Genomic DNA, 23928 nt, shown 5'->3' on the forward strand with positions numbered 1-23928 from the left:
GGTCTCAGTCCAGTCCTTCCTCGTTCAAGAGATGCCGGCCTTGCCGGTCTTCGACCTCGATCACCCAAAGATCGGGGTCAAAGCTGCGCTGCCGGGCGATGGCCTCGTCCACCTCGGCCTCGGGGCCTTTGGCCAGTTCGATCCATTTGCGTGCGCCGCTGAGCAGGTCAAAGCTGCGCTGAAAGGCGGTGGCATTGCCGTCGAGCGTGTTGAGCTTGACCAGAACCGCGCCGGCAGTGTCGTCGCCATGGGCGACGACAAAGGCGGGGATCTCGTGCAGGCGCAGCCGGGCCAGATAGGCGTGGACCCAGAACTCGGCCGTCAGGCGGGTCATGCGTTGCCGTCTTTGAAGTCCAGCCCCATTTCCGAGTAGCGCTCGGCCTCTTCCAGCCAGTTGGGCCGGACCTTCACCTGCAGGAACAGGTGGACCTTGCGATCAAGAAATTCCTCCAACTCGGCCCGGGCGGTCTGGCTGACGGCCTTGATCGTCTCGCCGCGCTTGCCCAGCACGATGCCCTTGTGGCCGTCGCGCATGACATAGATGATCTGGTCGATCTTGGCCGAACCATCCTTGCGCTCTTCCCAGTTCTCGGTCTCGACCGTCAGCTGGTAGGGCAGCTCCTGATGCAGGCGCAGGGTCAGCTTCTCGCGCGTGATCTCGGCCGCAATCATGCGCAGCGGCAGATCGGCGATCTGGTCTTCGGGATAAAGCCAGGGGCCTTCGGGCAGATGCTGGGCCAGCCAGGCACGCAGGTCCTCGACGCCGTGGCCCTTTTCGGCCGAGATCATGAAGGTTTCGGCAAAGGCGAAGCGGTCATTCAGGTCGCGGGTCAGGGACAGCAGCGCGGGGGCTTCGACCCGGTCGATCTTGTTGATCGCCAGTGCCACCTTGCGGCCCTGCGCGATCTCAGACAGGCCATCCAGGATGCGCTCGACGCCTTCGGTGATACCGCGATGCGCTTCGACCATCAGCACGATGATGTCGGCATCGGCCGCGCCGCCCCAGGCCGCCGCGACCATCGCGCGGTCAAGCCGGCGGCGGGGTTTGAACAGGCCCGGCGTATCGACGAAGACCAGTTGCGCATCACCCTCCATGGCGACGCCGCGGATCCGGGCGCGCGTTGTCTGCACCTTGTGCGTCACGATCGAGACCTTGGCCCCGACCATGCGGTTCAGAAGGGTGGATTTGCCTGCATTGGGCTCTCCGATCAGGGCGATGAATCCGGCGCGTGTCGTCATTGTGTGGTGATCCTGTTTTCAAGTGCGCATCCCTATCGCAGAAAGGCACAGCGGGCCAGAGGCATTTGTCGCATTGCCGGGCCGGTACAGGAATGGCAGGACAGGCGCACAGGCCAAGCCGATCCCAGCCAGGCCGCGACCCGCATCTTGAGGATCAGGCATGAAACGACGGGAGTTTCTTTTATCGGGCGGCGCCGCAATGGGGGCCGCGGGCTTGGGTGGACTTGCATTCGCGTCCAATAGCTCCGATCAGGAACTGGTGGTTCAAAGCGCCAGCTACATGTTTCGGGACCAGCCTACGCACGGAATGGTCAGCCTGAGCCCCGACGCTCCTCCGCCCATCCTTTTTGGACGTCAGGGTGAAGCGATGAGACTGACGGTCAAAAACACTCTGTCCGATTATACCTCGATGCACTGGCACGGGATGCGCATCCGCAATGATATGGATGGCGTGCCTTATCTGACCCAGATGCCGCTGGGACAAAACGAAAGCTTCACCTACGAGTTCACACCCCCAGACGCCGGAACCTACTGGTATCACCCGCACTGCATGACGATGGAGCAGATGGCGCACGGCCTGACCGGAGTGATGGTCATCGCCGAGCCTGAAGACGTCGGGTTCGACAGTGAGCAAGTGATCAACCTGCGGGACTTTCGCCTGGACGAGACGGGGGCATTTCTGCCCGCCCACACCCAGCGGGGCGCGGCCAGAGCCGGAACTTTCGGCAATGTGCAGACCGCGAACTGGCACCAGCATCCAGTCTATGATCACGCGGCCGGCGGCCTCGTGCGGCTGCGACTTCTCAATTCGGATACGACCCGGATCTACAAGTTGCACCTGACGGGCGGAAACGCGCAGATCATCGCGTGGGACGGTCACCCGGTCATCGCCGAACTGCCGATGCCGAGTGCAGATGATCCCTTGCAGGTGGGCCCCGGTCAGCGTGTGGACTTTGCCGTTGCAATGCCGGACGGCGAAGGGGCGCAGGTCGATCTTATGGCCAAACTGCCCGGTCAGCCCATGCGGACGATGGCCAGCCTGCGCTCGGTAGGGCAATCCGCGAACCGGGACCTGAGAGAACTGAAGCCTTTGCCGAAGAACCCGGTCGCCCTGCCCGATCTCGGCAAAGCTCAGGTGCACGAATTCGTCTTCGGCTGGACGCCAGAAGGTGAACTGCCGGACAATGGGTTCTGCGGGTCTCTTGGATACAATTTCTGGTCGATCAACCGGGTTCCCTGGCCCGGAGATGCTGCTGCGGACGTCGGGCCACTGGCGACGCTGGAACTGGGCAAAAGCTATGTCTTGAGGCTGCGCAATGAATCTCCGAACCTGCATCCGATCCATCTGCACGGGCTGGTCTTTGTGCCGTTGCGATCAAACCTACGAGAATTGCCGCCGCTGGTGACGGACACCATGCTGCTGTTGAAAGACGAGGTCGTCGAAATCGGGCTGGTCGCAGACAATCCGGGCGACTGGGCCTTTCACTGCCATGTGATCGAACACCAGAAGACCGGGCTGACCGGGTTCTTGCGGGTCGTTTGAGCGGCAAGGTCTAGCCGTTGCAGACGTGGTTCGTGATAGGTGGACAGCCCTCGCGGACATTCCCGGACAGATCAAGAGCAGGTAACACCGCGATCGAAGAGATCAGCTTGTCACACGATCCAGCAGAGCCTGCGCAGCCGCCTGTTCCGCCTGGCGTTTGGAGCCGGCCGTTGCTTGGGCCTCGGATCCGTCCTGCAGCCGGGCCGCGATGGTGAAAACAGGGGCGTGATCCGGGCCGCTGCGCGAAATCTCGACATAAGCGGGCGGTTTCTGCCCGCGCGCCTGCGCCCATTCCTGAAGCGATGTCTTGGCATCGCGCGCATCCGCTTCGACCGTGTGGATCCGGTCGCCCCACAGCGACAAGATCACTTTCTGCGCGGCCTCAAAACCGGCATCGCGATAGACCGCAGCGATAACCGCCTCCATGGCGTCGCCCAAAAGCGCCTGTTTGCGGCGCCCGCCCGACAGCATCTCTGACCGGCCCAGCTTCAGAACCGCGCCGATATCGATCTGGCGGGCAACGTCGGCACAGGTTTCCTTGCGCACCAATGCGTTGAATCGGGGGGCCAGTTGGCCTTCGGTGGCCTTCTGATCGGCCTCGAGCAAAGCGGTGGCCATCACAAGCCCCAGTACACGGTCACCCAGAAACTCGAGCCGCTGGTTGTCCGGACGTGTCGAAGACGAGACCGAACCGTGCGTCAGCGCCCGAACCAGTAGTTCGGGATTGGCGAACCTGTGTCCAAGGCGTTTTTCGAACGCCTTCATGTCGGTCGACAGCTTCAATTGACCGCCTTGAAAAACCGGTCACCGCGCCAGGTCCAGAAGAACAGCATCGAACGCCCGGCGGACGAGAACATGATGCGGTCGGCTCGACCGATCAGGTTTTCATAAGGAACGTAGCCGACGCCGCCTGCGACCTGCGGCACGCGGCTGTCACTGGAATTGTCACGGTTGTCGCCCATGAAGAAGTAGTGCCCTTCCGGCACGGTGTAGACACCCGTGTTGTCGGTACTCTGGTTGCCGATATTCAGGATCTCGTGTGACACGCCGCCCGGCAGCGTTTCGATCATCCGGGTCTTTTCACAGGTGCCGCCAACGCCGACCGGGCCATTTTCACAGCGCGGCCGAAGGCGCTGAGGCCCTTGCGGCTCGGCGATTTCGGTAAAAGTGCCATCCGGGGTCTGCTTGGCTTCGGTGCCGTTGATGTAGACCACGCCATCCTTGATCTGGATCTTGTCTCCGGGCAGGCCGATCAGGCGCTTGATGTAGTCGCGCCCCGAAACCGGATGGCGGAACACGATGACGTCGCCCCGCTCGGGCTCGCCGCCCAGCAGTCGGGTATTGTCGCCCCCCATCCAGCCGCAGATGTCCTCGGCATCGACATCGAGGCCGACGCTGGGGATGATCAGACTGGGGCAGGACGCGTAGGAATAGCCATAGGCCATCTTGTTGACGAACAGGAAATCACCGATCAGCAGCGTGGGTTTCATCGACCCCGATGGAATCCAGAACGGCTGAAAGAACAGAGTGCGGAAAACGCCCGCGATCAGCAGGGCATAGACGATGGTCTTGATCGTCTCCCAGATGGCGTTTCCGGATTTGGCTTGCTCGGCCATACTGCTCTCCAGTCCTTGCTCGGCTCGGGGGTTACATGCGGCGCGGTCGCGGGGGTGTCAAGGCCGCTGCGTCGGGATCACCAAGCGGGCGCGCCTCGATCACCACGAAGGCCTGCGCCCATGGATGATCGTCGGTCAATGTGACGTGGATGATCGCCTCGTGCCCTTCGGGCGTCATTTCCTTCAGCCGTTCGGCGGCCCAGCCGGTCACATGCATCACGGGCTGACCTGTGCGCAGATTGGTAACTGCCATGTCCTTCCAGGCGATGCCCATACGCAGCCCCGTGCCCAGCGCCTTGGAGCACGCCTCTTTTGCGGCCCAGCGCTTGGCGTAGGTTCCGGCCGTATCCCGCCGGCGCTCGGCCTTGCGCTGCTCGGTCTCGGTGAAGACACGGTTGCGGAACCGGTCACCAAACCGATCGAGCGTGCCCTGAATGCGCTCGATATTCGCAAGATCCGTACCGATGCCGAGTATCATGAGTTCGACTCTTTCTTTGCCCTTTCAAGAGCCTTGAACGCAGACCGGGCGCCCACCCACAGGAATAGCCGCGAAATGAGAAACGCCACGACAAAGGTGATCGTGAAACCGATCACCAAAAAGTTCACCGGGATACCGGCCAATCCCTCGGACATGCCCGGAACGACAAGAAAGAACAGCCCAGCCATGACTAGGTTGGTCAACATGCCGACGATACCCATCCATAGTGCGGCGCTCCACATGTCCCCGCTGCCCGGCATGATCTGGTGCGTCTGAACCTGTCGGTGTCCTTCGAAAGTCGCGGCGGCCAAAAAGGGGATGAACGGCAGGAAACTGCTGGACAAGTCAATTCCGAACACCGCCGAAACGCCAAACAAAACAGCCGGGACCGCGATCGAGGTGATCACGAAGACGACAAGAAATCTGGGAATGTTCAAGCGCATCGGAAGATCCAGAAGAAGGAGGCTTCAAGGCAGCGAGTCATTGGCGCGCCTCATCCATCAGGCGGCGCATTTCCTGAATGGCTGGGGTGAGGCCCCGGAAGATGGACTCGCCGATCAGGAAATGACCAATGTTCAACTCGCGCACTTCGGGAAAGGCGGCAACGGGCTGGACCGTGTCATAGGACAGGCCATGGCCGGCATGCACTTCAAGGCCCAGCGAATGGGCAAAGGTGGACATCTTGCGCAGCGCCTCCAGTTCGCGTTCCGCATCGTCCACCCGACCGTCGGCATGGGCGTCGCAATAGGCACCAGTGTGCAGCTCGATCACTTCGGCGCCGATGCGGTGGGCGGCCTCGATCTGCTTGGGGTCTGCGGCGATGAAGATCGACACCCGGCAACCGACGTCACGAAGCGGCGCGATGAAATGCGCCAGACGGTTTTCCTCGCGCGCGACTTCCAGGCCACCTTCGGTGGTACGTTCCTCGCGCTTCTCGGGGACGATGCAGACGGCGTGCGGCTTGTGGCGCAGAGCGATCTTCTGCATCTCATCCGTAGCCGCCATTTCAAAGTTCAGCGGAACCGAAAGAACTTCCATCAGCCCGTCGATATCGGCATCCGAGATATGCCGCCGGTCTTCGCGCAGGTGCGCGGTGATGCCGTCGGCCCCGGCCTCTTCGGCAAGTCTTGCGGCGCGAAGCGGGTCGGGATAGGCGCCGCCACGGGCGTTGCGCACGGTGGCGACATGGTCGATATTCACGCCCAGGCGCAGAGGGGTGTCAGACATCCTTCGAATCCTTTTTGTTCGCGTCGCCCGAGCCTATCGGGTTTGGTCGGAGAACGGCAGAGCTTGCATCGGCCAAGCGTTTGATTTCTTCGAACTTCGCCTTGATCTTTGCGCGGCGGCGCATCTGATAGGTTCGGATCACCGGCAGGCTGATATAGGTGCAGATCACGCCGGCCACGATGCCGGGAATGATGCCCCCGATCATGTAGGGAAAGAACACGTCGTCATAAAACTGCGACAGCCCGTGCCAGTCAGCGACCCGATCGGAAAACATCGCCAGGAAGTTATCCTTGAGGTCCCCCATCGCGCTGGCAAATTTGCCCATCAGCCCCTTGGTGTCGCCCTCTTCGTATTCGGTGCCCAGCAGGAAATGCCCAGTTTGCAGGCAGACCACGCCGATCGGAACGTAGGTCAGCGGGTTGCCGAAAAACGTGCCGCTCAACGCGGCAAGGATGTTGCCGTTCAGCATCCGGGCCAAGACCGCGGCAACCAGAAAATGAAGGCCGTAGAATGGGGTGAAGGACGCGAACACCCCGGCCCCTACCCCACGGGCAATGCGTTCGGGCGAGTCCGGAAGACGACGGACGCGGTGTTTGACATAGTGGAAGGCGCGGGTCCAACCGCCGCGAGGATAGACCAACTCGGACAGGACCTGGAGTACCGAGCGGCGATCACGGCGCTTGAAAACCACTCCTGATCACCCCTTCTCAGCCAGCTGCGACCGCAGCGCTTGTCATGTCCCGATACCGTTCGACCGCAGCCACGTCACTTTCCGCCTCGAGCATCAGCATCAGCGAATGCAGCTGTTCAAGATCCCGCACCTCGATACTGATCAGCAGACGATAGAAATCTGGCTTCCGGTCCACGAATTCCAGGTTCGAAATATTGGCCTTTTTCTCGCCGATCAATGTGCAAATACGTCCCAGCACGCCGGCGTCGTTGCCGATGGTCAGTTCCAACGTGGCGCCGTAGGCGGCCGGATGCGTGCCGGTATGCCAGTGGAGGTTCACCCACCGTTGCGGCTGATCCTCGAATTCGGCAAGGCGATCGCAATCGATGGAATGCACCACCACGCCCTTGCCCCGAGACGTGATGCCCACGATGCGTTCGCCCGGCAAAGGCTGGCAGCACGGCGCGCGTTCAAACCCCTGCCCCGGCTCAAGCCCGATCACGGCGCGACGCAAGGGGATTGCTTCGCCCTCGTCGCGGGTCAGGTCGGGATAGACCGCGGCCACTACATCATGGGCGGTCAGTTCGGCACTGCCGACGCGGGCCAGCAACTCATCGCTGTTCTTGATGCGCAGGTGTTTGGCGGCGGTTTCCAATGCCTTGTCGGTCGCCTTGCGGCCAACATGTTCGAACCCCGCGCGGACCAGTTCGCGTCCCAGTTTGATGAACCGTTCACGGTCAACCTCGCGCAGGGCGCGGCGGATGGCGGTGCGGGCCTTGCCGGTCACGGCAATCTCAAGCCAGGTCACCTGCGGGGTCTGGCCGTCGGCGGTGATGATGTCGACCGATTGGCCATTCTTGAGCCGCGTCCACAGCGGCACACGGATACCGTCCACCTTGGCTCCGACACAGGCATGGCCGATACGCGTATGGATCGCGTAGGCGAAATCGATCGGGGTCGCCCCGCGCGGCAGTTTCACCACGTCGCCCTTGGGGGTGAAGCAGAAGACCTGGTCCGAATACATCTCGAGCTTCACCGCCTCGAGGAAATCTTCGTGGTCTTCCTCGGTATCGAACTGCTCGGTCAGGTTGGCGATCCACTTGGCCGGATCGACCGCAAAGGGGTTTTCCGTCCGCACACCGTCACGATAGGACCAGTGCGCGGCCACACCTGTCTCGGCGACATCATGCATCTGACGGGTACGGATCTGCACCTCGACCCGCTTGCCGTCACGGCCCGAGACCGTCGTATGGATCGAGCGGTAACCGTTCGATTTCGGCTGGCTGATATAGTCCTTGAACCGCCCCGGCACCGCGCGCCAGCGCTGGTGTATGGCCCCAAGGGTGCGATAGCAGTCTTCTTCGGTCTGGGTAATGATGCGGAAGCCATAGATGTCGGACAGGCGCGAAAAGCCCTGATCCTTTTCCTGCATCTTGCGCCAGATCGAGTAGGGTTTCTTGGCGCGACCAAAGACTTCGGCCTCGATCCCCGCTTTCTCAAGCTCGTGCCGCATGTCGCCGGTGATCCGGTGAATCACGTCGCCGGTTTCGCGCTGCAGTGTGATGAAGCGGCGGATGATCGACTGGCGGCCTTCGGGATTGAGGACGCGGAACGCCAGGTCCTCAAGCTCTTCGCGCATCCACTGCATGCCCATCCGGCCGGCCAGCGGCGCGTAGATGTCCATCGTTTCGCGCGCTTTCTGCACCTGCTTTTCAGGGCGCATCGCCTTGATCGTGCGCATATTGTGCAGGCGGTCGGCCAGCTTGACCAGGATCACCCGCAGGTCCTTGGACATGGCCATGAACAGTTTGCGGAAGTTCTCGGCCTGCTTGGTTTCGCGACTGGAAAGCTGCAGGTTGGTCAGCTTGGTGACGCCGTCGACCAGCATCGCCACCTCGTCACCGAACAGTTCGGCGATCTTGGAATAGCTTGCCTTGGTGTCCTCGATCGTGTCGTGCAGCAGCGCGGTGATGATCGTGGCATCGTCCAGGCGCTGCTCGGTCAGAATGGCGGCAACTGCGACGGGATGCGAAAAATAGGGCTCGCCCGAATGCCGGAACTGCCCTTCATGCATCTGCATTCCGAACTCATAGGCCCGGGCGATGCGATCGGCATTTGTCTTGGGGTTGTAGTTGCGGACCAGCGCAATCAGGTCTTCAACAGAAATCATCCGGTCCGCACCTTCGCTTGCAGGGCTTACCCCTGCCCCTGGGCCTCCATCAGGGCACGCAGGAGTTTCTCTTCGGACATGTCGTCATCTGCCGGCTTGTCCGACTCTGCACCCATCAACAGCGCCATCTGATCTTCTTCGGGCTCGTCGACCTCGATCTGTGTCTGGTTGGCCTCGATCAGACGTTCACGCAGCTCGTCCGCCGTCTGGGTTTCTTCGGCAATCTCGCGCAGAGCCACGACGGGGTTCTTGTCGTTGTCGCGGTCAACGGTGATCGATCCGCCAGTGGAAATCTCGCGCGCACGATGGGCGGCAAGCATCACCAGTTCGAACCGGTTCGGTACCTTGTCTACGCAGTCTTCGACCGTCACGCGGGCCATGAGGCGCTCTCCACAAATGAATCCGTGTCAGGAAGGGGTTTATCTAAGCGCGATTCTCTGCCTTGACAAGCGGGAAATGCCCAGCATTGGCGGCTCAGAGGGGGGTTACGGCGGTAACCTCGTCCGCAGGCAGCTGTCCGATCATTTCCCGGACGGTCAAATCCAGCACCGGATGGCGCCAATCGGGCGCGACGTCAGCCATCGGAACCAGCACGAAGGCGCGGTCCTGCAGGCGCGGGTGCGGCACGATCAGTTGTTCGGGCGCGGATCGCACCTGCTGCTCCATCGGCAAATCCAGCCAGCGGCGGTATCCGTCCAGGTCCGGCAGAACGCGGTCGTCCCAGCAGACAAGATCAAGATCAAGTGTGCGCATACCCCAACGCTGAACCCTGGCGCGGCCGAACTCGGCCTCGACCTCGTGCAGCAGGTCCAGAACACCGCGCGGATCCAGTTCCGTCTCGATCACAGCGGCTGCGTTCACGTAGTCCGGGCCGGCGCCCGCAGGGAAGCAGGGGGTCGAAAACAGCCGGCTTTTGGCCCGAATCACCAGCCCCTTGGCCTCCATGACCTCGAGAGCCTGCGCGAGTGTCACCTTGGGCCCGTTTCCTCTCAAGGTGAGATTTGCCCCCAACGCCACGACCACTTTTGACATGGATTTGACCACTTTTATCCCCGTATTCCGTTCAGAGAATACTTGCGATACAGGTCAAATAGCCTATTTTAAAGGCATCAATGCGCGAATTTATTTTTTTCACTCACAGACACCTCCGCGCGTTGAGCGATACCGGAAGGACAAATTAATGTTTTACAAGGACGAACGGCTTGCGCTGTTCATCGACGGCTCGAATCTGTACGCCGCCGCAAAAGCACTGGGGTTTGACATCGATTACAAGTTGCTTCGCCAGGAATTCATGCGTCGAGGCAAGCTTCTCAGAGCCTTCTACTACACAGCGCTGCTAGAAAACGACGAATACTCACCGATCCGTCCGCTTGTCGATTGGCTGCATTACAACGGCTTCACCATGGTGACCAAGCCGGCCAAGGAATACACCGACAGCATGGGGCGCCGTAAGGTCAAGGGGAACATGGACATCGAACTGACCGTCGATGCCATGGAGCTTGCGCCGCGCGTGGATCATATCGTGCTGTTTTCGGGCGATGGGGATTTCCGCCCGCTGATTGCCAGCCTGCAACGTCAGGGCGTGCGCGTGTCGGTCGTCTCGACCATCCGCAGCCAGCCGCCGATGATTTCGGACGAGCTGCGTCGTCAGGCCGACAATTTCATCGAGCTTGACGATCTGCGCGACGTGATCGGACGCCCTCCGCGGGACGTGTCCGATGAACCGCGCACGGTAGCCGTCGCAGGAAAATAAGAACTCCGCCATCCACCACTCACACATGTGGAGCAATCGCGCGGTCAGGACTTCGTGTCCTGGCCGCGCTTCTTTAATCAAGAACCCGTGCTCAAACGGATATTGGCTAACAGGACTTCATGTCAGCATGATGACAAGGCTGTCCTGACTGGACCAACAGGTGGAAAAGCCTTACCTGTCCCTTTCAAGGAGACAGACGCATGACCAAGCCCCCCCTGACCCTGTATCTGGCCGCCCCGCGCGGGTTCTGCGCCGGCGTGGACCGCGCGATCAAGATCGTGGAAATGGCCCTGCAGAAATGGGGCGCCCCGGTCTATGTCCGGCACGAGATCGTGCACAACAAGTTTGTCGTGGACGGGCTGCGCGCCAAGGGTGCCGTCTTTGTCGAAGAGCTGGACGAATGCCCCGATGACCGGCCGGTAATCTTTTCCGCCCACGGCGTACCCAAATCGGTGCCCGCCGCAGCAGCCGCGCGCGAGATGATCTACGTCGACGCCACCTGTCCGCTGGTCTCCAAGGTCCATATCGAGGCCCAGCGCCACGCCGAGGCCGGGTTGCAGATGATCATGATCGGCCACAAGGGCCACCCCGAAACCGTCGGCACCATGGGCCAGCTGCCCGAGGGCGAGGTTCTGCTGGTGGAAACGGTTGACGATGTGGCCGGGGTGCAGGTCCGCGACCCCAAAAAACTTGCCTTCGTCACCCAGACCACCCTGTCGGTGGACGACACGCGCGATATCGTGGCCGCGCTGCAGGACCGGTTCCCGGCCATCGTCGGCCCGCACAAGGAAGACATCTGCTATGCCACCACCAACCGGCAGGAGGCAGTGAAGACCGTTGCGCCCAGGTCGGATGCGCTGCTGGTGGTGGGTGCGCCCAACTCCTCGAATTCGCGCCGCCTGGTCGAGGTGGCGTCCAAGGCGGGCTGCACCTATGCCCAGCTGGTGCAGCGCGCCACCGACATCGACTGGCGCGCGCTCGAAGGGATTTCCAGCATCGCCATCACCGCCGGTGCCTCGGCCCCCGAAGTTCTGGTAAACGAGGTGATCGACGCCTTCCGCGACCGCTATGACGTGACCGTCGAAACCGTCGAAACCGCCACCGAGAATGTCGAGTTCAAGGTGCCCCGCATTCTGCGCGTGCCCGCATGAGCGGCATCCCCCGCGCACCCTTGGTTCTGGGCCTGGCCGGTTTGATCCCCTTCGTCTGGGGCGCGCTGACCTACCTGAGCGGAGACCTGAACGACTGGGGCAGCCGCGCGCTGGGTCCCCGGTTCGTGGGGCCCTATGTGCAGCTGTTTTATGGCGCTGTGATCCTCAGCTTCATGTCCGGCGTTCTTTGGGGTTTTGCCACCAAGACCTCGGGCAGCCGGGCGGCGCTGTGCTATGGGTTGTCGGTACTGCCGGCGCTGTGGGCGTTCTTCACCACCGGCGGCGGGCCGGTCGACGCGGGCACCAACCTGATGATCGGCTTTGCCGGGCTGCTGGTGCTGGACGCGCTGTTCTGGTCCTGGGGCCTGACCCCGCGCTGGTGGATGAAACTGCGGCTGCTGCTGAGCGCCGTCGTGCTGACTTGCCTGGCCGTCGGAGTAGTCCTGTGAGCGACAAACGAACCATCGACGCCTACACAACCCGTGTGGACGACTATCTGAAAGTGCCGCTGCCGCCCGAACAGATCGAGGCGCGCGCAGCATTTGCGCAGGCGGTCGGCGACGGGCTGGTGCTGGATCTGGGGTCGGGTCCGGGTTCGGACAGCGGTTTCTTTCTGCGCCAGGGGCTGCGGGTTCGGGCGCTGGACGCCACACCTGCCTTTGTCGAACACGCCCGCGCAAATGGCGTGGACGCGAATCTGGGCACGTTCGACGACGTGACCGAAACGGCTGAATACGATGGGGTCTATGCCAGCTTTTCCCTGCTGCACGCCCCGCGCGCCGATTTCCCGCGACATCTGGCCGCCATCCACCGGGCCCTGAAGCCGGGCGGCGTGTTTTTTCTGGGCCTAAAACTCGGCACTGGAGAGCATCGCGACGAACTGGACCGCTATTACACCTATTTCACGCGCCCCGAGATCGAGACCGCGTTGGTCGAGGCCGGGTTCGTCATTCACCGTGTCACCACCGGTATGGGAAAGGGGCTGGCCGGTTCTTATGACGGTTTCATTCTGGTGCTGGCCCATGCCTGATCTGTTTGCCTATACCGATGGTGCCTGTTCCGGCAATCCCGGCCCGGGGGGCTGGGGCGTGCTGCTGCGGGCGATGGATGGAGAAACCGTCCTGAAAGAGCGCGAGTTGAATGGCGGCGAGGCCGAGACCACCAACAACCGGATGGAGCTTCTGGCCGCGATCAGCGCGCTCGAAACATTGGAGCGGCCCTCGAAGATCACAATCGTGACCGACAGCGCCTATGTGAAAAACGGGGTGACGGGCTGGATCCACGGGTGGAAGCGCAACGGCTGGAAGACCGCAAGCAAGAAGCCCGTCAAGAACGTGGACCTGTGGCAGCGGTTGGACCAAGCCCAACAGCGCCATGACGTGACCTGGGAATGGGTCAAGGGCCATGCCGGCCACCCCGAAAACGAACGCGCAGATGAGTTGGCACGCGCGGGCATGGCCCCGTTCAAGCCGAAAAAGGCCCGCACATGAGCGGTCTGGCCCTGCTGGACTATGCCTCGGTTCTGGTCTTTGCGCTGACCGGGGCGCTGGTGGCCAGCCGGGCGCAGCTGGACCTTGTGGGATTTGCCTTCATCGCCTGTCTGACGGCGGTCGGCGGTGGCACGGTGCGTGATCTGCTGCTGGATCGGCACCCGGTCTTCTGGGTGGGCCAACCTGACTATATCCTGATCGCGGTGGCAGCAGCGGTGGTCGTGTTCTTCACCGCGCATCTGGTCGAAAGCCGCTACAACTGGTTGGTCTGGCTGGACAGTTTCGCGCTGTCGATCGCCGTGGCCGCGGGAACGGGCGCGGCGCTGGCGCTGGGTCAGTCGGGCGTGATCGTGGTGTTGATGGGTGTGACCACCGGTTGCTTGGGCGGGCTGATGCGCGACGTGGTCTGCAACGAAGTGCCGCTGGTGCTCAAACAGGGCGAGCTCTATGTCTCGTGCGCCTTCACCGGGGCGCTGGTGGCCGTGGTGGCCACCCGTCTGGGGCTGGAGACGCTGCTGGCACTAGGCCTGTGCGCGCTGGCCTGCTGGGCGCTGCGGGCCGGATCGCTGCTGTTCGGCTGGCAGTTGCCGGTCTATAAGGCACGCCCGCCACGAAGCTAGAGGCCGCGCCAGACCTCTTCCTCGGTCAGGTTGAGAGATGTGAAATCTTCGGCCCGCAACGATCTGTCAGCCTCCCACTCCATGAAGAACTCATCCAGTTGCGGTGGAGCGATCTTTGTGTCCGAAAGCATCGAATGCACTTGTCCCCGATGGTGAATCTGGTGCTGCAGCAAGTGCAGGATCGTGCGGTCGTACCGCTCGACTTGCAATACGTCCCCACGTGGAATCCTGACGCGTGCAGTTTCATCCAAAACCTTCTCATCACGGCAAACATCCACGAAACGTTGGTCGATGGCGCGTTGGTGCGCCGAAAGCTCGGGCAAGTCGGGATAGGGAGTTTCCGGGTCGAAGGCGTCCAATCCCATTGGCCGGCCTTCCAGAGCGGTGACGTAGAAAAGATCAACCGTATAAATGTGATTGAGAGTCTCGATGATGGACGGGAAGAAACCAGTACGGTGCTTCGCCAGTTCCTCGGGGGGCAATTGCGCGCAAGCCTCCAGAACTCGGTGGTTGGCCCATGCGTTGTTATAAGCTTGTGGCAAGAAATAGTTTTTCATTGCCGATGCCTAGTTGATTGCCAAAGCACTGTCTAGCGTGGCCTGCGACCTGCCGCATCAACGCCGGAAATAGGTCTTCCAGATCCAGATCAGCAGCAGCGCGCCCAGCACCGCGCCGACGAATCCGGGCATCCAGCCCATGACCGTCAGCAAGGCGCGCATGATCAGCCCGCCCACCACAGCCCCGGCGATGCCGATCAGCAGGGTGGTGGGGATGTCCGCCTCGATCCGCATCAGGCGGGTGGCCAGAAATCCAGCCGCGGCGCCGATGACGATCAGGGCAAGGACGGGCATCTCATTTCCTCCAATGCGTGGGAACGATGATCAAGGCCCCCACCGACGAGATCACCGCATCCAGCCCCGGCGGTCCAAAGCTGATGCCGAACATGATGCGGACGAAATAGAACAGGAAGGCCCCGCCCACGCAGATGATGATGGATTGCAGATAACCGTTGTGGGTAAAGCCCGTCACCTCGGACAGATAGCCGACGATGCCGGCAATCACGACGGTACCCATCATCACCATGAACATCAGGACATCTCCGAGCCGAGGCGGGTCTCGGCCGGGATCGGCCAGCCCCGCAGGAAGGTTTCCCTATCCTGCGCCGCCTTGCCCGCCCGTTGCAAGCGCAGCAGTTCGACCGCGCCGCTGCCGCAGGCCACGCGCAGCGTGTCGTCCAGCACCTCGCCCGGCACGCCCTGCCCGTCCGACAGACGCGAGGCGAGCAGCTTGACGCGCTCGCCTTCGATCTGTGTCCAGGCGCCGGGAAAGGGCGACAGGCCGCGGATCTGGCGATCGACCTCGGCGGCGGGGCGCGACCAGTCCACGCGGGCCTCGGCCTTGTCGATCTTGGCGGCATAGGTCACGCCGACCTCGGGCTGCGGTTCGGGGGTCAGCTCGGGCAGGCGGTCCAGTGCCTGCACGATCAGATCGGCGCCCATCGCCGACAGGCGGTCATGCAGCTGGGCGGTGGTTTCCTCGGCTCCGATCGGAGTGGCCTGACGCAGTAGGACGGGGCCAGTGTCCAGACCGGCCTCCATCTGCATGATGCAGATCCCGGTCTCGGCATCGCCCGCCATGATCGCCCGGTGGATCGGCGCGGCCCCGCGCCAGCGCGGCAGCAGGCTGGCGTGGATGTTCAGGCAGCCATGCCGGGGCGCGTCCAGAATCGGCTGCGGCAGGATCAGCCCATAGGCCACGACCACGGCCACATCGGCCTTCAGCGCGGCAAAGGCAGCCTGTTCCTCGGGCGATTTCAGCGAGGTGGGATGGCGCACCGGCAGGCCCAGCGCCCCGGCGCGGGCATGCACCGGCGTGGGCCGGTCCTTCTTGCCGCGACCGGCCGGACGCGGGGGCTGGCAATAGACGGCGGCGATCTCATGCCCGGCCTGCACCAGCGCGTCCAGCACCGGCACCGAAAACTCGGGCGTCCCCATGAAGATGACGCGCATACCGCCCTACCCCGCCTTTTTCGCCTTGCGCAGCAGCATGTCGCGTTTGACCTTGCTGAGACGGTCAAAATACATCCGGCCGTTCAGATGGTCGATCTGGTGCTGCACGCTGGTGGCTTCGATGCCGACGAAATCGCGTCGGTCAATCTCGCCTTTTTCATTGAGGAACCGGACCGTCACCGCGCGCGGGCGTTTGATCTTGGCCGACACACCCGGCAGGTTCGGGCTGGCCTCGTCATGCTCGCGCAGCTCGATCGAACTGTGCAGGATTTCGGGGTTGGCCAGGCGCACCGCGCGGCCACGCTCGGTCGAGCCGTCCACGACCGCCAGCCGCAGCATCACGCCGATCTGAGGCGCCGCCAGACCGACGCCGGGCATCGCCTCCATCGTGTCGATCATGTCGTCCCAGATGGCGCGGATTTCGTCGGTGATCTCGGTCACCGGCTCGGCCTTGGTGCGCAGGCGCTTGTCGGGCCACGGCAGGCAGGGACGGACGGTCATGCGCGGGCCAGCTCACGCTTGAGCTTGACCATCTTGCGCGTGATCATCTGCCGTTTCAGCGGCTTGAGATAGTCGATGAACAGCTTGCCGTTCAGGTGGTCGATCTCGTGCTGCACGCAGGTGGCCCAGAGCCCGTCGAAGGTTTCGCGCTGCGCCTTGCCGTTCTGGTCCATCCAGGCCACTTCGACCTCGGCCGGGCGGGTGACCTCGGCGAACTGATCGGGGATCGACAGGCAGCCTTCCTCGTACACACTGGTTTCGTCCGAGGCCGAGATGATCTCGGGGTTGAACATCACCAGCGGGCGGGGGGTGGCGCCTTCCTCTTTGACGCAATCCAGCACGATCAGCCGTTCCAGCACGCCGATCTGGGGCGCGGCCAGCCCGATGCCCGGCGCGTCATACATGGTTTCCAGCATGTCGTCGGCCAGCGCGCGCAGCTCGTCCGACAGGTCGCCGACGGGCGCACAGACCTTTTTCAGGCGGGGATCGGGATGGATCAGGATGTTGCGTTTCATGGGGCTGATTTAGGTCATCGCGCGCGTGGCCGCAACGCCCCCCTTGCACCGGGCGAATTTCCCGATAGCTTTCGGGCCAACGAATGGAGCAGACATGACTTTCAACGACCTGATCGACCGCCGGGGCACCTTCAGCTCGAAATGGGACAAGATGGAGAAAATCTATGGTGTCTCGCCCGAGGACGGGCTGGCGATGTGGACCGCCGATTCCGACTATGCCACCGCGCCTTGCGTGATTGAGGCGGTGCGCCGTGCGGCCGATCACGGGGTGTTCGGCTATTCCTGGCAGCACCCGGCCTATCTGCAGGCGGTGCAGTGGTGGATGCAGAACCGTCACGACTGGGCGATCGACACCGATTGGATCCTGACCTCGCAAGGTCTGGGCAACGCCATCGCGCTGAGCCTCGATGTGTGGAGCGAACCGGGTGACGGGGTCGTGATCTTCACGCCGGTCTACCACGAGTTTGCGCACAAAGTGAACAAGACCGGCCGCCGGGTGGTAGAATGCCCGCTGGTGCGGGCCGGCGATACCTATGAGATAGACTTGGACGACGCGCAGTCGCGGCTGGACGGGTCGGAAAAGCTGTTGCTGTGGTGCTCGCCACAGAACCCGTCGGGGCGGGTCTGGACACCGGACGAGCTGCGCGCGGTGGCGGCCTTTGCCGAACGCAACGGGCTGATCCTGATCTCGGACGAGATCCATCACGATCTGGTCTATCCCGGGCACAAATTCGTGCCGATGGACGTGGCCGCGCCGGATGCACGGCCCTGGACGGTGACGCTGACAGCGGCGTCCAAGACCTTCAATATCGCAGGCCAGCGCACCGGGAACATGATCATTCCCGACGACACGCTGCGGGCGCAGATGCGTCACCGGCTGAACACGTTGGACTATGACCCCAGCGCACTTGGCGTGGCGATGATCACCGCGGCCTACACGCCCGAAGGTGCGCAATGGGTGGATGCCCAGATCGACCACCTGAGGGGCAACCGCGCGATATTCGATGCAGCGATCTCCGAAATCCCCGGTCTGTGGTCGATGCCCTTGCAGGCAACCTACCTGGCCTGGGTCGACTTCTCGGGCACCGGCATGGATCACGCCGAATTCGTGCGCCGTCTGCGCGATGATGCGCGGATCGCAACGTCATCCGGCCCAGGTTTTGGAACGGGAGGCGAGACCTTCGAACGGTTCAATCTCGCTACTCAGCGGGCGCGGGTCGAGGACGCGTGCGCCCGTTTGAAACTTGCTTTTTCCGACCTTCAATAAGGCCGCGTGAACGATCTGCCCTAGTCGTCTTTGTCGAGAAGGGCGATTGGGGCATCCGGCGCGCGATAGAAATCCAGTGGCGCCTTGTCCGCCGCGACGGTGCTGCGCTTGAACTCATATCGCATCTGGCCGCCGTCTTCCTCGTCAGCGACGATCAGGCATTGATACAGGTGGTTGGCGCCATCAAAAATATCGACCAGTCCACGCAGACGCGGTGTTGTCTCGGCCTCGACGGCGAAACCATCCTTCCACAATTTGAGGATTCTGTAGGTATTGTCGCCCATTTCCACCCGCAGGCGGCTGGACTTCTTGAGCGATGCGATTCGGGCCGCATCCAATTCGGCGCTAATTTCCTTGGAAACATAAGTACTCATCAAAATTCCCCCCAAGCTATGCTATCTATTGTGGGGGTATCTTCGTAAAAATCCAGTGAAGCCCGACCGTTGCCGTGGACCTGTGGGCGATTTGTTGCACAGACATCCCTGGCGGCACTGTGCGACTGCGCAGAGATGCTGCGCGCCGTCGGCGATGTGAACTGCGGCTCTGTCGCACTAAGCTTTGTCCGGACACGGAAACGGAGGATCCAAGATGGGCCTGTTGGTCGACGGCACCTGGCACGACACCTGGTACGACACAAAATCCACCGGCGGAGCGTTCAAACGTTCGGCTGCCCAGTTTCGAAACTGGATAACGACCGATGGCAGTGCAGGTCCCTCGGGCAAGGACGGTTTCAAGGCTGAAGCCGGGCGATATCACCTGTATGTCAGCCTGGCCTGCCCATGGGCGCATCGGACGTTGATCTTCCGCCAGCTCAAGGAACTTCAGGACCTGATCACCGTATCGGTGGTTCATCCGGACATGCTGGACCGCGGATGGACTTTTCAGACCGACGATCACGGCGCCACCGGCGATGCTTTGTATGGGCTGGACTATGCCTATCAGGTCTACACACGCGCCGACCCGAACTACTCGGGCCGGGTGACGGTGCCGATCCTGTGGGACAAGGTGCAAGAGACCATCGTGTCCAATGAAAGCTCGGAAATCATCCGCATGTTCAATTCGGCCTTCGACCAAATCACCGGCAACACCGACGACTACTGGCCTTCCGAGATGCGCGACGAGATCGAAGAGGTCAATGCGCGGGTCTATTCAAACGTGAACAACGGCGTCTACAAATCCGGCTTTGCCACCACGCAGGAGGCCTATGACGCGGCCGTGCACCCCCTGTTCGACACGCTGGATTGGCTGGAAGATCGGCTGTCCACCAACCGTTACCTGATGGGGGATCGCCTGACCGAGGCCGACTGGCGCCTGTTCACGACCCTGATCCGGTTCGATCCGGTCTATCACCTGCATTTCAAATGCAACCGCAGGCGGCTGATCGAATATTCCAACCTGTGGGCCTACACGCGCGAACTGTATCAATGGCCGGGCGTGGCGGGCACGGTGAACCTGCACCATATCGTGCGGCACTATCACTACAGTCACGACAGCATCAATCCGCACCGGATCATCCCGATCAACCCTGTCCTGGACTATTGGGAGCCGCACGGACGCGATCAACGCCCCGCGGCGTAGTGTTCGACCATCGCCGCCAGATCCTCGGGCGGCGTTCCGCTCTGGACATAGGCGCAGGCGTTGGGGCTGTGGGCAAAGATCGACCCGTCGGAGAAGAACGTGGTATTTGTGACGAAGATCACCCGGGCATCCGGGCGGCGATAGCTGGCGAAATCGGCGACCGCCAACGCGCTGCCCGAATCCAGAACCAAGTCTAGGATTATGATGTCGAAGGGCGTGCCATAAAGTGCAAGGATCGCTGCCTCCTGGCTTTCGACCAGAGAAACCTCAGCGCCCTGCCGTTCCAGGTGCCGCTGCCAGACCCGACCCAGGTCGGGGTTACTCTCAACAATCAGAACTTTCATTTGCAACAACCTCGGCACTTGATAAGGTGAGTGGTGCCGACCCCCATAAGCTGTGATCACGTTATTTCGTTAACAAAGAGTTAACGGTCGCTCCAGCGCTCCTCTATGAACCGGATTTGCTTGTAAAAACGGCGTAAATCCGCTTGAAGCGGGGTAAATTCGGCGTTTTGGACGATTCCGGCATGACTGACCGCACAGACGACTTGAACCCACGCGGCAAGCGTGACCACGGCGGTGGGCTGGACGACGCCATTGCCCGTCATGGCGGAGCGCGAACGGAATGGATCGACCTGTCGACCGGTATCAACCCACACCCCTATCCTGTGGCGGACCTTACGTCTGAGGACTGGACCGCCCTGCCGGATCACGGGGCATTTGCCCGGCTGAGCGCCACGGCCCGTCGCTTCTGGGGTGTGCCGGACGGCGCGGCAATCCTGCCCGCACCGGGGGCCTCGGCCCTGATCGCGCGGATCCCGGCGCTGGCCCCCGTTGGTGCGGTCCAGATCACCACGCCCACCTACAACGAACATGCCGCCGCCTTTGCCGCGCAGGGCTGGACGGTGCAGCCCGGCGGCCCGACGCAGGCGCGGGTGATCGTGCATCCCAACAACCCCGACGGCCGAATCTGGCAGGCTAAGGACGCCGATGCGCCGCTGACCGTGATCGACGAAAGCTTTTGCGACGTGACGCCCGATGCCTCGCTGATCAGCCTGTCCGAGCGCCCCGGCGTGATCGTCCTAAAAAGCTTTGGCAAGTTCTGGGGCCTTGCGGGCCTGCGGCTGGGCTTTGCCATCGGGCATCCCGACCTGATCGCGCGACTGAACGATCTGACCGGCCCCTGGGCGGTGTCCGGCCCGGCCCTGCGCATCGGCGCGCAGGCCTTGAGTGACACGTCCTGGGCCGAAGCCACGCGCACCCGACTGGCCCGTGATACGGAACGGCTGGATACGCTGATGACCGGCAAGGGCGCGCATTTGGTCGGCGGAACGACCCTGTTCCGCCTGTATGACGTGGACGATGCCGCCGCCTGGCGGGACCGGCTGGCTCAAGCCCATATCTGGAGCCGCATCTTCCCCTATTCCGATCGGTTCCTGCGGCTGGGCCTGCCGCCCGAGCATGGCTGGTCGCGGCTCGAGGCGGCGCTGTGAGCAGCGCGTTGACGCTGGCCCTGGCGATGTTGCTGGACGCCGCATTGGGCGAGCCCGATTGGCTGTGGTCGCGTATGCGGCACCCGGCGGTGCTGATGGGCAACGCCATCGGCTGGCTGGACCGCCATCTGAACCACGGCACGCATCGCCGGGCCAAGGGCGTGCTCGTCGCCCTTCTGCTGGTCTTGGGCGGCTGGGTGATCGGTGCGGCGCTGGCGTCGCTTGGCTGGGGGGTCGAGGTCGTGGTCTGCGCGATCCTGTTGGCACAGAACTCTCTGGTGGCGCATGTCCGCGCCGTGGGCGTCGCGCTGCGGCAATCCCTGCCCGAGGGGCGCGCGGCGGTGGCAATGATCGTGTCGCGCGACACCTCGCAGATGACCGAGGCACAGGTGGCGCGCTCGGCCATCGAGAGCGCCGCCGAGAACCTCAGCGACGGGGTGATCGCCCCGGCCTTCTGGTTCCTGCTGGGCGGCTTGCCGGGGCTCCTGGTCTACAAGGCGGTGAACACCGCCGACAGCATGATCGGCTACCGCAACGACACGTACCGAGACTTCGGCTGGGCCGCCGCCCGGCTGGACGATCTGCTGAACCTGATCCCGGCCCGGCTGACTTGCCTGATGATCGTGGCCCTGTCGGGACAGAGGCGCCAATGGCGGGCCATCGTGGCGGACGCGCAGCACCACATTTCGCCCAATGCCGGCTGGCCCGAAGCCGCCATGGCCCGCGCGCTGGACGTGGCACTGGCCGGGCCCCGCAGCTATGACGGGCAGTTGCGCGATCTGGCCTGGGTCAATGGTGAAGCTCGGCGCACGATCGGCGCAACGGAGGTTTTCCGCGCATGCGGAATGCTTTGGCAGGTTTGGGGGCTTGCGTTGGCCGGACTGACGGTGTGGGTTGGTCTGAACACGGTTTTCTGAGGATGGTTTTCGTCATGCGCTTTGTCTCGGGCCTTGTGGCCGCTTGCCTGTTCGCCGCCCCGGCCCTTGCCCAATGCGGCGGCGGCTTCAACGCCTTCGTTCGCGGACTGAAGGCCGAAGCGGCACAACAAGGCTTCGACGCGGCCACGGTCGATGCGTTCTTCAACGGTGTGCAGCAGGACCCCAAGGTGCTGAAGGCCGATCGCGCGCAGGGCGTGTTCCAGAAACCGTTCATCGAATTCTCTCGCCGCCTGATCTCGCAGGATCGGATCAGGCGCGGCCAAGCGATGGCACAGAAATACGATGCCGTGTTCGACCGGATCGAGGCCGAATACGGCGTGTCGCGCGGGGTCCTGCTGGCCTTCTGGGCTTTCGAGACGGATTACGGCGCGTTCCAGGGCGATTTCAACACCCGCAATGCGTTGGTGACGCTGGCCCATGATTGCCGCCGCCCCGAACTGTTCCGGCCGCAGATTTTCGCCGCGATCGAGCTGTTCCGGAACGGCGATTTCGACCCGAACCGCACCACCGGCGCATGGGCGGGCGAGATCGGCATGGTGCAGATGCTGCCCCGTGACATTCTGGAAAACGGCGTGGACGGTGATGGCGACGGCCATGTGCGGCTGAAAACCTCGGCCCCCGACGCGCTGATGTCCGGGGGCAAGATGCTGTCGCATTTGGGCTGGCAGCCCGGTCAGCCCTGGCTGCAGGAGGTCACCGTGCCCGCACAGATGGACTGGTCGCTGACTGGGCCGGGCAAACCGCGCCCGGTCTCGGACTGGCGGGCGATGGGCGTGCAGGCGCGCAGCGGGTCATTGGCTAACCTGCCGGCCTCGCTGATCCTGCCGCAGGGACGCAAGGGGCCGGCCTTTCTGGCCTATCCGAATTTCGATGTCTATTTCGAGTGGAACCAAAGTTTTGTCTATGTCCTGACCGCAGCCTATTTCGGAACGCGGCTCGAGGGCGCGCAAGTCTATGCCGCGGGCAACCCCGATCCGGGCCTGACCGGTGCCCAGATGAAACAGCTGCAGGCGAAACTGCAGGCGCGCGGGCATGACGTGGGCAAGATCGACGGCATCTTGGGGGCCGGAACGCGCGCTGCAGTACAGGCTGAACAGGCCCGGCTGGGACTGCCTGCGGACGCATGGCCGACGGTTGACTTGCTGAACCGGCTCTAGCCGCTCAATCCGTTGGGTCGTGGAACACCAGCGTGAATCCCTCCTCAGGCGTCGGTCCGGCGTAATGCCTGGAAAACCGGCGGAACTGTTCTTCGGTCGCGGCAAAGGCGTGGTCGCCCGCTGCGTTTCGTGCTTGCAGTCGGGCCAGACAAACGGCGTCGGGCGTGGTCAGCACGTGCATCTGATGCGCTGTATCGGTCTGATCCAGAATTTCGCGCATCCAGGCGCGGGTTTCGACCGTGTTGGCCGGGAAATCCAGAACAACCGACATGCCCGCCTCAAGCAGAGTCGTGACATGCGGACCCATCGCCGCCCGCAGACGCGTGGAACAGCGCAGATAGTCGGCACCTGTCACCATCTGATCGGCAAAAAGCGGCTTCAGCCAGGCGTCCTCGGAAATCAGAACTGTGCCGGGCTGCCTCGCGAGCTGGGCGGCAAGCGTCGATTTTCCCGCGGCGATCTTGCCGCAAAGCATGTGCAGGGTCGGAGCGGGTCGGGTCATCGGTCGATTCCT

At 62.7% G+C, this 23928-nt stretch carries 32 protein-coding genes; 12 read left to right on the plus strand and 20 right to left on the minus strand.

Annotated elements, in window-relative coordinates; all coding sequences use genetic code 11:
• Positions 1-4: 4 nt before the first annotated feature.
• Together ACR0MM_RS16560 and era are read right to left on the minus strand one after the other, a co-directional pair.
• Positions 5-334 carry a DUF1491 family protein gene (locus ACR0MM_RS16560; protein ID WP_149776390.1) on the minus strand — a complete coding sequence of 110 codons (330 nt, stop codon included), beginning with the start codon at positions 332-334 and terminating at the stop codon, positions 5-7.
• Positions 331-1239 carry a GTPase Era gene (gene era / locus ACR0MM_RS16565; RefSeq protein WP_480697418.1) on the minus strand — a complete coding sequence of 303 codons (909 nt, stop codon included), beginning with the start codon at positions 1237-1239 and terminating at the stop codon, positions 331-333. The genes ACR0MM_RS16560 and era overlap by 4 nt, the downstream gene beginning before the upstream one ends.
• Positions 1240-1399: 160 nt before the next feature.
• Here era and ACR0MM_RS16570 point away from each other — a divergent pair, with 160 nt between their 5' ends.
• Positions 1400-2782, plus strand: a complete 1383-nt coding sequence (locus ACR0MM_RS16570; RefSeq protein WP_480697420.1) for a multicopper oxidase family protein — start codon at positions 1400-1402, stop codon at positions 2780-2782.
• A 102-nt stretch (positions 2783-2884) separates the two neighbouring features.
• Here the strand turns inward: ACR0MM_RS16570 and rnc are convergent, their stop codons facing one another.
• From rnc to folK, 9 genes are all read right to left on the minus strand, one after another.
• Entirely contained in the window at positions 2885-3565 is a 681-nt protein-coding gene (gene rnc, locus ACR0MM_RS16575; RefSeq protein ID WP_170343425.1) for a ribonuclease III, read from the minus strand.
• Positions 3562-4398, minus strand: a complete 837-nt coding sequence (lepB, locus tag ACR0MM_RS16580; RefSeq protein WP_170342658.1) for a signal peptidase I — start codon at positions 4396-4398, stop codon at positions 3562-3564. Before lepB ends, rnc begins: the two co-directional genes overlap by 4 nt.
• A gap of 31 nt (positions 4399-4429) precedes the next feature.
• Positions 4430-4876, minus strand: coding sequence for a holo-ACP synthase (gene acpS, locus ACR0MM_RS16585; RefSeq protein ID WP_093965271.1), 447 nt, complete (start codon positions 4874-4876; stop codon positions 4430-4432).
• Positions 4873-5319, minus strand: a complete 447-nt coding sequence (locus ACR0MM_RS16590) for an ABZJ_00895 family protein (protein ID WP_480697422.1) — start codon at positions 5317-5319, stop codon at positions 4873-4875. Before ACR0MM_RS16590 ends, acpS begins: the two co-directional genes overlap by 4 nt.
• Positions 5320-5356: 37 nt before the next feature.
• Positions 5357-6103: a pyridoxine 5'-phosphate synthase gene (locus tag ACR0MM_RS16595; RefSeq protein ID WP_170372727.1), complete on the minus strand. Its 747-nt coding sequence runs from the start codon at positions 6101-6103 to the stop codon at positions 5357-5359.
• A complete protein-coding gene (locus ACR0MM_RS16600) occupies positions 6096-6794 on the minus strand; it encodes a DUF2062 domain-containing protein (protein ID WP_480697424.1) in 699 nt (232 codons plus the stop codon). Before ACR0MM_RS16600 ends, ACR0MM_RS16595 begins: the two co-directional genes overlap by 8 nt.
• Positions 6795-6810: 16 nt before the next feature.
• Positions 6811-8943: a RelA/SpoT family protein gene (locus tag ACR0MM_RS16605; protein ID WP_170343420.1), complete on the minus strand. Its 2133-nt coding sequence runs from the start codon at positions 8941-8943 to the stop codon at positions 6811-6813.
• Between the two features lie 26 nt (positions 8944-8969).
• The gene (gene rpoZ / locus ACR0MM_RS16610; RefSeq protein ID WP_170343419.1) at positions 8970-9323 is read right to left on the minus strand and encodes a DNA-directed RNA polymerase subunit omega; all 354 of its coding nucleotides are present in this window, start codon (positions 9321-9323) and stop codon (positions 8970-8972) included.
• Between the two features lie 94 nt (positions 9324-9417).
• Positions 9418-9987 carry a 2-amino-4-hydroxy-6-hydroxymethyldihydropteridine diphosphokinase gene (gene folK / locus ACR0MM_RS16615; protein ID WP_480697426.1) on the minus strand — a complete coding sequence of 190 codons (570 nt, stop codon included), beginning with the start codon at positions 9985-9987 and terminating at the stop codon, positions 9418-9420.
• Between the two features lie 136 nt (positions 9988-10123).
• Between folK and ACR0MM_RS16620 the strand changes: the two genes are divergently transcribed.
• The 6 genes from ACR0MM_RS16620 to ACR0MM_RS16645 all read left to right on the plus strand — a co-directional run bounded on the left by ACR0MM_RS16620 (position 10124) and on the right by ACR0MM_RS16645 (position 13957).
• Positions 10124-10696 carry a LabA-like NYN domain-containing protein gene (locus ACR0MM_RS16620; RefSeq protein WP_093965260.1) on the plus strand — a complete coding sequence of 191 codons (573 nt, stop codon included), beginning with the start codon at positions 10124-10126 and terminating at the stop codon, positions 10694-10696.
• 200 nt (positions 10697-10896) lie between these two features.
• On the plus strand, positions 10897-11847 hold the full coding sequence (gene ispH / locus ACR0MM_RS16625) for a 4-hydroxy-3-methylbut-2-enyl diphosphate reductase (RefSeq protein WP_170370050.1): 951 nt from the start codon (positions 10897-10899) through the stop codon (positions 11845-11847).
• Entirely contained in the window at positions 11844-12296 is a 453-nt protein-coding gene (locus ACR0MM_RS16630) for a DUF3429 domain-containing protein (RefSeq protein WP_170361528.1), read from the plus strand. The genes ispH and ACR0MM_RS16630 overlap by 4 nt, the downstream gene beginning before the upstream one ends.
• The gene (locus ACR0MM_RS16635; protein ID WP_480697429.1) at positions 12293-12877 is read left to right on the plus strand and encodes a class I SAM-dependent methyltransferase; all 585 of its coding nucleotides are present in this window, start codon (positions 12293-12295) and stop codon (positions 12875-12877) included. Before ACR0MM_RS16630 ends, ACR0MM_RS16635 begins: the two co-directional genes overlap by 4 nt.
• On the plus strand, positions 12870-13337 hold the full coding sequence (gene rnhA, locus ACR0MM_RS16640; RefSeq protein ID WP_170373287.1) for a ribonuclease HI: 468 nt from the start codon (positions 12870-12872) through the stop codon (positions 13335-13337). The genes ACR0MM_RS16635 and rnhA overlap by 8 nt, the downstream gene beginning before the upstream one ends.
• Entirely contained in the window at positions 13334-13957 is a 624-nt protein-coding gene (locus tag ACR0MM_RS16645; RefSeq protein WP_480697431.1) for a trimeric intracellular cation channel family protein, read from the plus strand. The genes rnhA and ACR0MM_RS16645 overlap by 4 nt, the downstream gene beginning before the upstream one ends.
• Here the strand turns inward: ACR0MM_RS16645 and ACR0MM_RS16650 are convergent.
• The 6 genes from ACR0MM_RS16650 to def (ACR0MM_RS16675) are packed head-to-tail and all read right to left on the minus strand — an operon-like array spanning position 13954 to position 16982.
• Complete coding sequence (locus ACR0MM_RS16650) at positions 13954-14514, minus strand: DinB family protein (RefSeq protein WP_480697433.1); 561 nt, start codon at positions 14512-14514, stop codon at positions 13954-13956. The two genes, ACR0MM_RS16645 and ACR0MM_RS16650, sit on opposite strands and share 4 nt — an antisense overlap.
• A 57-nt stretch (positions 14515-14571) precedes the next feature.
• Positions 14572-14808, minus strand: a complete 237-nt coding sequence (locus tag ACR0MM_RS16655) for a GlsB/YeaQ/YmgE family stress response membrane protein (protein ID WP_149776373.1) — start codon at positions 14806-14808, stop codon at positions 14572-14574.
• Position 14809: 1 nt separating this feature from the next.
• Complete coding sequence (locus ACR0MM_RS16660) at positions 14810-15046, minus strand: hypothetical protein (protein WP_449320761.1); 237 nt, start codon at positions 15044-15046, stop codon at positions 14810-14812.
• Complete coding sequence (gene fmt, locus ACR0MM_RS16665; protein ID WP_480697435.1) at positions 15046-15966, minus strand: methionyl-tRNA formyltransferase; 921 nt, start codon at positions 15964-15966, stop codon at positions 15046-15048. The genes ACR0MM_RS16660 and fmt overlap by 1 nt, the downstream gene beginning before the upstream one ends.
• Positions 15967-15972: 6 nt before the next feature.
• Positions 15973-16467, minus strand: coding sequence for a peptide deformylase (gene def, locus ACR0MM_RS16670; RefSeq protein WP_170454026.1), 495 nt, complete (start codon positions 16465-16467; stop codon positions 15973-15975).
• On the minus strand, positions 16464-16982 hold the full coding sequence (gene def, locus ACR0MM_RS16675; RefSeq protein WP_480697437.1) for a peptide deformylase: 519 nt from the start codon (positions 16980-16982) through the stop codon (positions 16464-16466). The genes def (ACR0MM_RS16670) and def (ACR0MM_RS16675) overlap by 4 nt, the downstream gene beginning before the upstream one ends.
• Before the next feature lie 94 nt (positions 16983-17076).
• Here def (ACR0MM_RS16675) and ACR0MM_RS16680 point away from each other — a divergent pair, with 94 nt between their 5' ends.
• Positions 17077-18249: a MalY/PatB family protein gene (locus tag ACR0MM_RS16680; RefSeq protein WP_480697439.1), complete on the plus strand. Its 1173-nt coding sequence runs from the start codon at positions 17077-17079 to the stop codon at positions 18247-18249.
• 20 nt (positions 18250-18269) lie between these two features.
• On the opposite strand, the gene ACR0MM_RS16685 is transcribed toward ACR0MM_RS16680, so the two are convergent.
• Positions 18270-18623 carry a hypothetical protein gene (locus ACR0MM_RS16685; RefSeq protein WP_480697441.1) on the minus strand — a complete coding sequence of 118 codons (354 nt, stop codon included), beginning with the start codon at positions 18621-18623 and terminating at the stop codon, positions 18270-18272.
• Between the two features lie 214 nt (positions 18624-18837).
• Here ACR0MM_RS16685 and ACR0MM_RS16690 point away from each other — a divergent pair, with 214 nt between their 5' ends.
• Positions 18838-19827, plus strand: coding sequence for a glutathione S-transferase family protein (locus ACR0MM_RS16690; RefSeq protein WP_480697443.1), 990 nt, complete (start codon positions 18838-18840; stop codon positions 19825-19827).
• Here the strand turns inward: ACR0MM_RS16690 and ACR0MM_RS16695 are convergent.
• The gene (locus tag ACR0MM_RS16695) at positions 19809-20171 is read right to left on the minus strand and encodes a response regulator transcription factor (RefSeq protein WP_170342693.1); all 363 of its coding nucleotides are present in this window, start codon (positions 20169-20171) and stop codon (positions 19809-19811) included. The genes ACR0MM_RS16690 and ACR0MM_RS16695 overlap by 19 nt on opposite strands.
• 182 nt (positions 20172-20353) lie before the next feature.
• Here ACR0MM_RS16695 and cobD point away from each other — a divergent pair, with 182 nt between their 5' ends.
• Genes cobD through ACR0MM_RS16710 form a run of 3 tightly spaced genes read left to right on the plus strand, consistent with a single transcriptional unit; the run spans position 20354 to position 23414 of the window.
• Positions 20354-21319, plus strand: a complete 966-nt coding sequence (gene cobD, locus ACR0MM_RS16700; protein ID WP_480697445.1) for a threonine-phosphate decarboxylase CobD — start codon at positions 20354-20356, stop codon at positions 21317-21319.
• The gene (gene cbiB, locus ACR0MM_RS16705; RefSeq protein WP_480697447.1) at positions 21316-22236 is read left to right on the plus strand and encodes an adenosylcobinamide-phosphate synthase CbiB; all 921 of its coding nucleotides are present in this window, start codon (positions 21316-21318) and stop codon (positions 22234-22236) included. The genes cobD and cbiB overlap by 4 nt, the downstream gene beginning before the upstream one ends.
• 14 nt (positions 22237-22250) lie before the next feature.
• The gene (locus ACR0MM_RS16710; RefSeq protein ID WP_480697449.1) at positions 22251-23414 is read left to right on the plus strand and encodes a lytic murein transglycosylase; all 1164 of its coding nucleotides are present in this window, start codon (positions 22251-22253) and stop codon (positions 23412-23414) included.
• Positions 23415-23418: 4 nt separating this feature from the next.
• On the opposite strand, the gene ACR0MM_RS16715 is transcribed toward ACR0MM_RS16710, so the two are convergent.
• Entirely contained in the window at positions 23419-23916 is a 498-nt protein-coding gene (locus tag ACR0MM_RS16715) for a P-loop nucleotide/nucleoside kinase family protein (RefSeq protein WP_480697451.1), read from the minus strand.
• Between the last annotated feature and the right edge of the window lie 12 nt (positions 23917-23928).

The sequence above is a fragment of the Ruegeria sp. BC6 genome, assembly GCF_056539185.1.

What these genes read in the sequence shown, in the direction of transcription:
- ACR0MM_RS16620 (WP_093965260.1), top strand. Translation starts at nt 10,124, where the DNA reads ATGTTTTACAAGGACGAACGGCTTGCGCTGTTCATCGACGGCTCGAAT.
- def (WP_170454026.1), bottom strand. Translation starts at nt 16,467, where the DNA reads ATGACCGTCCGTCCCTGCCTGCCGTGGCCCGACAAGCGCCTGCGCACC.
- ACR0MM_RS16655 (WP_149776373.1), bottom strand. Translation starts at nt 14,808, where the DNA reads ATGCCCGTCCTTGCCCTGATCGTCATCGGCGCCGCGGCTGGATTTCTG.
- ACR0MM_RS16690 (WP_480697443.1), top strand. Translation starts at nt 18,838, where the DNA reads ATGGGCCTGTTGGTCGACGGCACCTGGCACGACACCTGGTACGACACA.
- ispH (WP_170370050.1), top strand. Translation starts at nt 10,897, where the DNA reads ATGACCAAGCCCCCCCTGACCCTGTATCTGGCCGCCCCGCGCGGGTTC.
- def (WP_480697437.1), bottom strand. Translation starts at nt 16,982, where the DNA reads ATGAAACGCAACATCCTGATCCATCCCGATCCCCGCCTGAAAAAGGTC.
- ACR0MM_RS16560 (WP_149776390.1), bottom strand. Translation starts at nt 334, where the DNA reads ATGACCCGCCTGACGGCCGAGTTCTGGGTCCACGCCTATCTGGCCCGG.
- ACR0MM_RS16715 (WP_480697451.1), bottom strand. Translation starts at nt 23,916, where the DNA reads ATGACCCGACCCGCTCCGACCCTGCACATGCTTTGCGGCAAGATCGCC.
- ACR0MM_RS16660 (WP_449320761.1), bottom strand. Translation starts at nt 15,046, where the DNA reads ATGTTCATGGTGATGATGGGTACCGTCGTGATTGCCGGCATCGTCGGC.
- ACR0MM_RS16685 (WP_480697441.1), bottom strand. Translation starts at nt 18,623, where the DNA reads ATGAGTACTTATGTTTCCAAGGAAATTAGCGCCGAATTGGATGCGGCC.
- rnhA (WP_170373287.1), top strand. Translation starts at nt 12,870, where the DNA reads ATGCCTGATCTGTTTGCCTATACCGATGGTGCCTGTTCCGGCAATCCC.
- ACR0MM_RS16710 (WP_480697449.1), top strand. Translation starts at nt 22,251, where the DNA reads ATGCGCTTTGTCTCGGGCCTTGTGGCCGCTTGCCTGTTCGCCGCCCCG.
- fmt (WP_480697435.1), bottom strand. Translation starts at nt 15,966, where the DNA reads ATGCGCGTCATCTTCATGGGGACGCCCGAGTTTTCGGTGCCGGTGCTG.
- ACR0MM_RS16630 (WP_170361528.1), top strand. Translation starts at nt 11,844, where the DNA reads ATGAGCGGCATCCCCCGCGCACCCTTGGTTCTGGGCCTGGCCGGTTTG.
- cobD (WP_480697445.1), top strand. Translation starts at nt 20,354, where the DNA reads ATGACTGACCGCACAGACGACTTGAACCCACGCGGCAAGCGTGACCAC.
- era (WP_480697418.1), bottom strand. Translation starts at nt 1,239, where the DNA reads ATGACGACACGCGCCGGATTCATCGCCCTGATCGGAGAGCCCAATGCA.
- rpoZ (WP_170343419.1), bottom strand. Translation starts at nt 9,323, where the DNA reads ATGGCCCGCGTGACGGTCGAAGACTGCGTAGACAAGGTACCGAACCGG.
- ACR0MM_RS16605 (WP_170343420.1), bottom strand. Translation starts at nt 8,943, where the DNA reads ATGATTTCTGTTGAAGACCTGATTGCGCTGGTCCGCAACTACAACCCC.
- ACR0MM_RS16650 (WP_480697433.1), bottom strand. Translation starts at nt 14,514, where the DNA reads ATGAAAAACTATTTCTTGCCACAAGCTTATAACAACGCATGGGCCAAC.
- acpS (WP_093965271.1), bottom strand. Translation starts at nt 4,876, where the DNA reads ATGATACTCGGCATCGGTACGGATCTTGCGAATATCGAGCGCATTCAG.
- ACR0MM_RS16645 (WP_480697431.1), top strand. Translation starts at nt 13,334, where the DNA reads ATGAGCGGTCTGGCCCTGCTGGACTATGCCTCGGTTCTGGTCTTTGCG.
- ACR0MM_RS16570 (WP_480697420.1), top strand. Translation starts at nt 1,400, where the DNA reads ATGAAACGACGGGAGTTTCTTTTATCGGGCGGCGCCGCAATGGGGGCC.
- ACR0MM_RS16595 (WP_170372727.1), bottom strand. Translation starts at nt 6,103, where the DNA reads ATGTCTGACACCCCTCTGCGCCTGGGCGTGAATATCGACCATGTCGCC.
- ACR0MM_RS16695 (WP_170342693.1), bottom strand. Translation starts at nt 20,171, where the DNA reads ATGAAAGTTCTGATTGTTGAGAGTAACCCCGACCTGGGTCGGGTCTGG.
- lepB (WP_170342658.1), bottom strand. Translation starts at nt 4,398, where the DNA reads ATGGCCGAGCAAGCCAAATCCGGAAACGCCATCTGGGAGACGATCAAG.
- ACR0MM_RS16590 (WP_480697422.1), bottom strand. Translation starts at nt 5,319, where the DNA reads ATGCGCTTGAACATTCCCAGATTTCTTGTCGTCTTCGTGATCACCTCG.
- ACR0MM_RS16680 (WP_480697439.1), top strand. Translation starts at nt 17,077, where the DNA reads ATGACTTTCAACGACCTGATCGACCGCCGGGGCACCTTCAGCTCGAAA.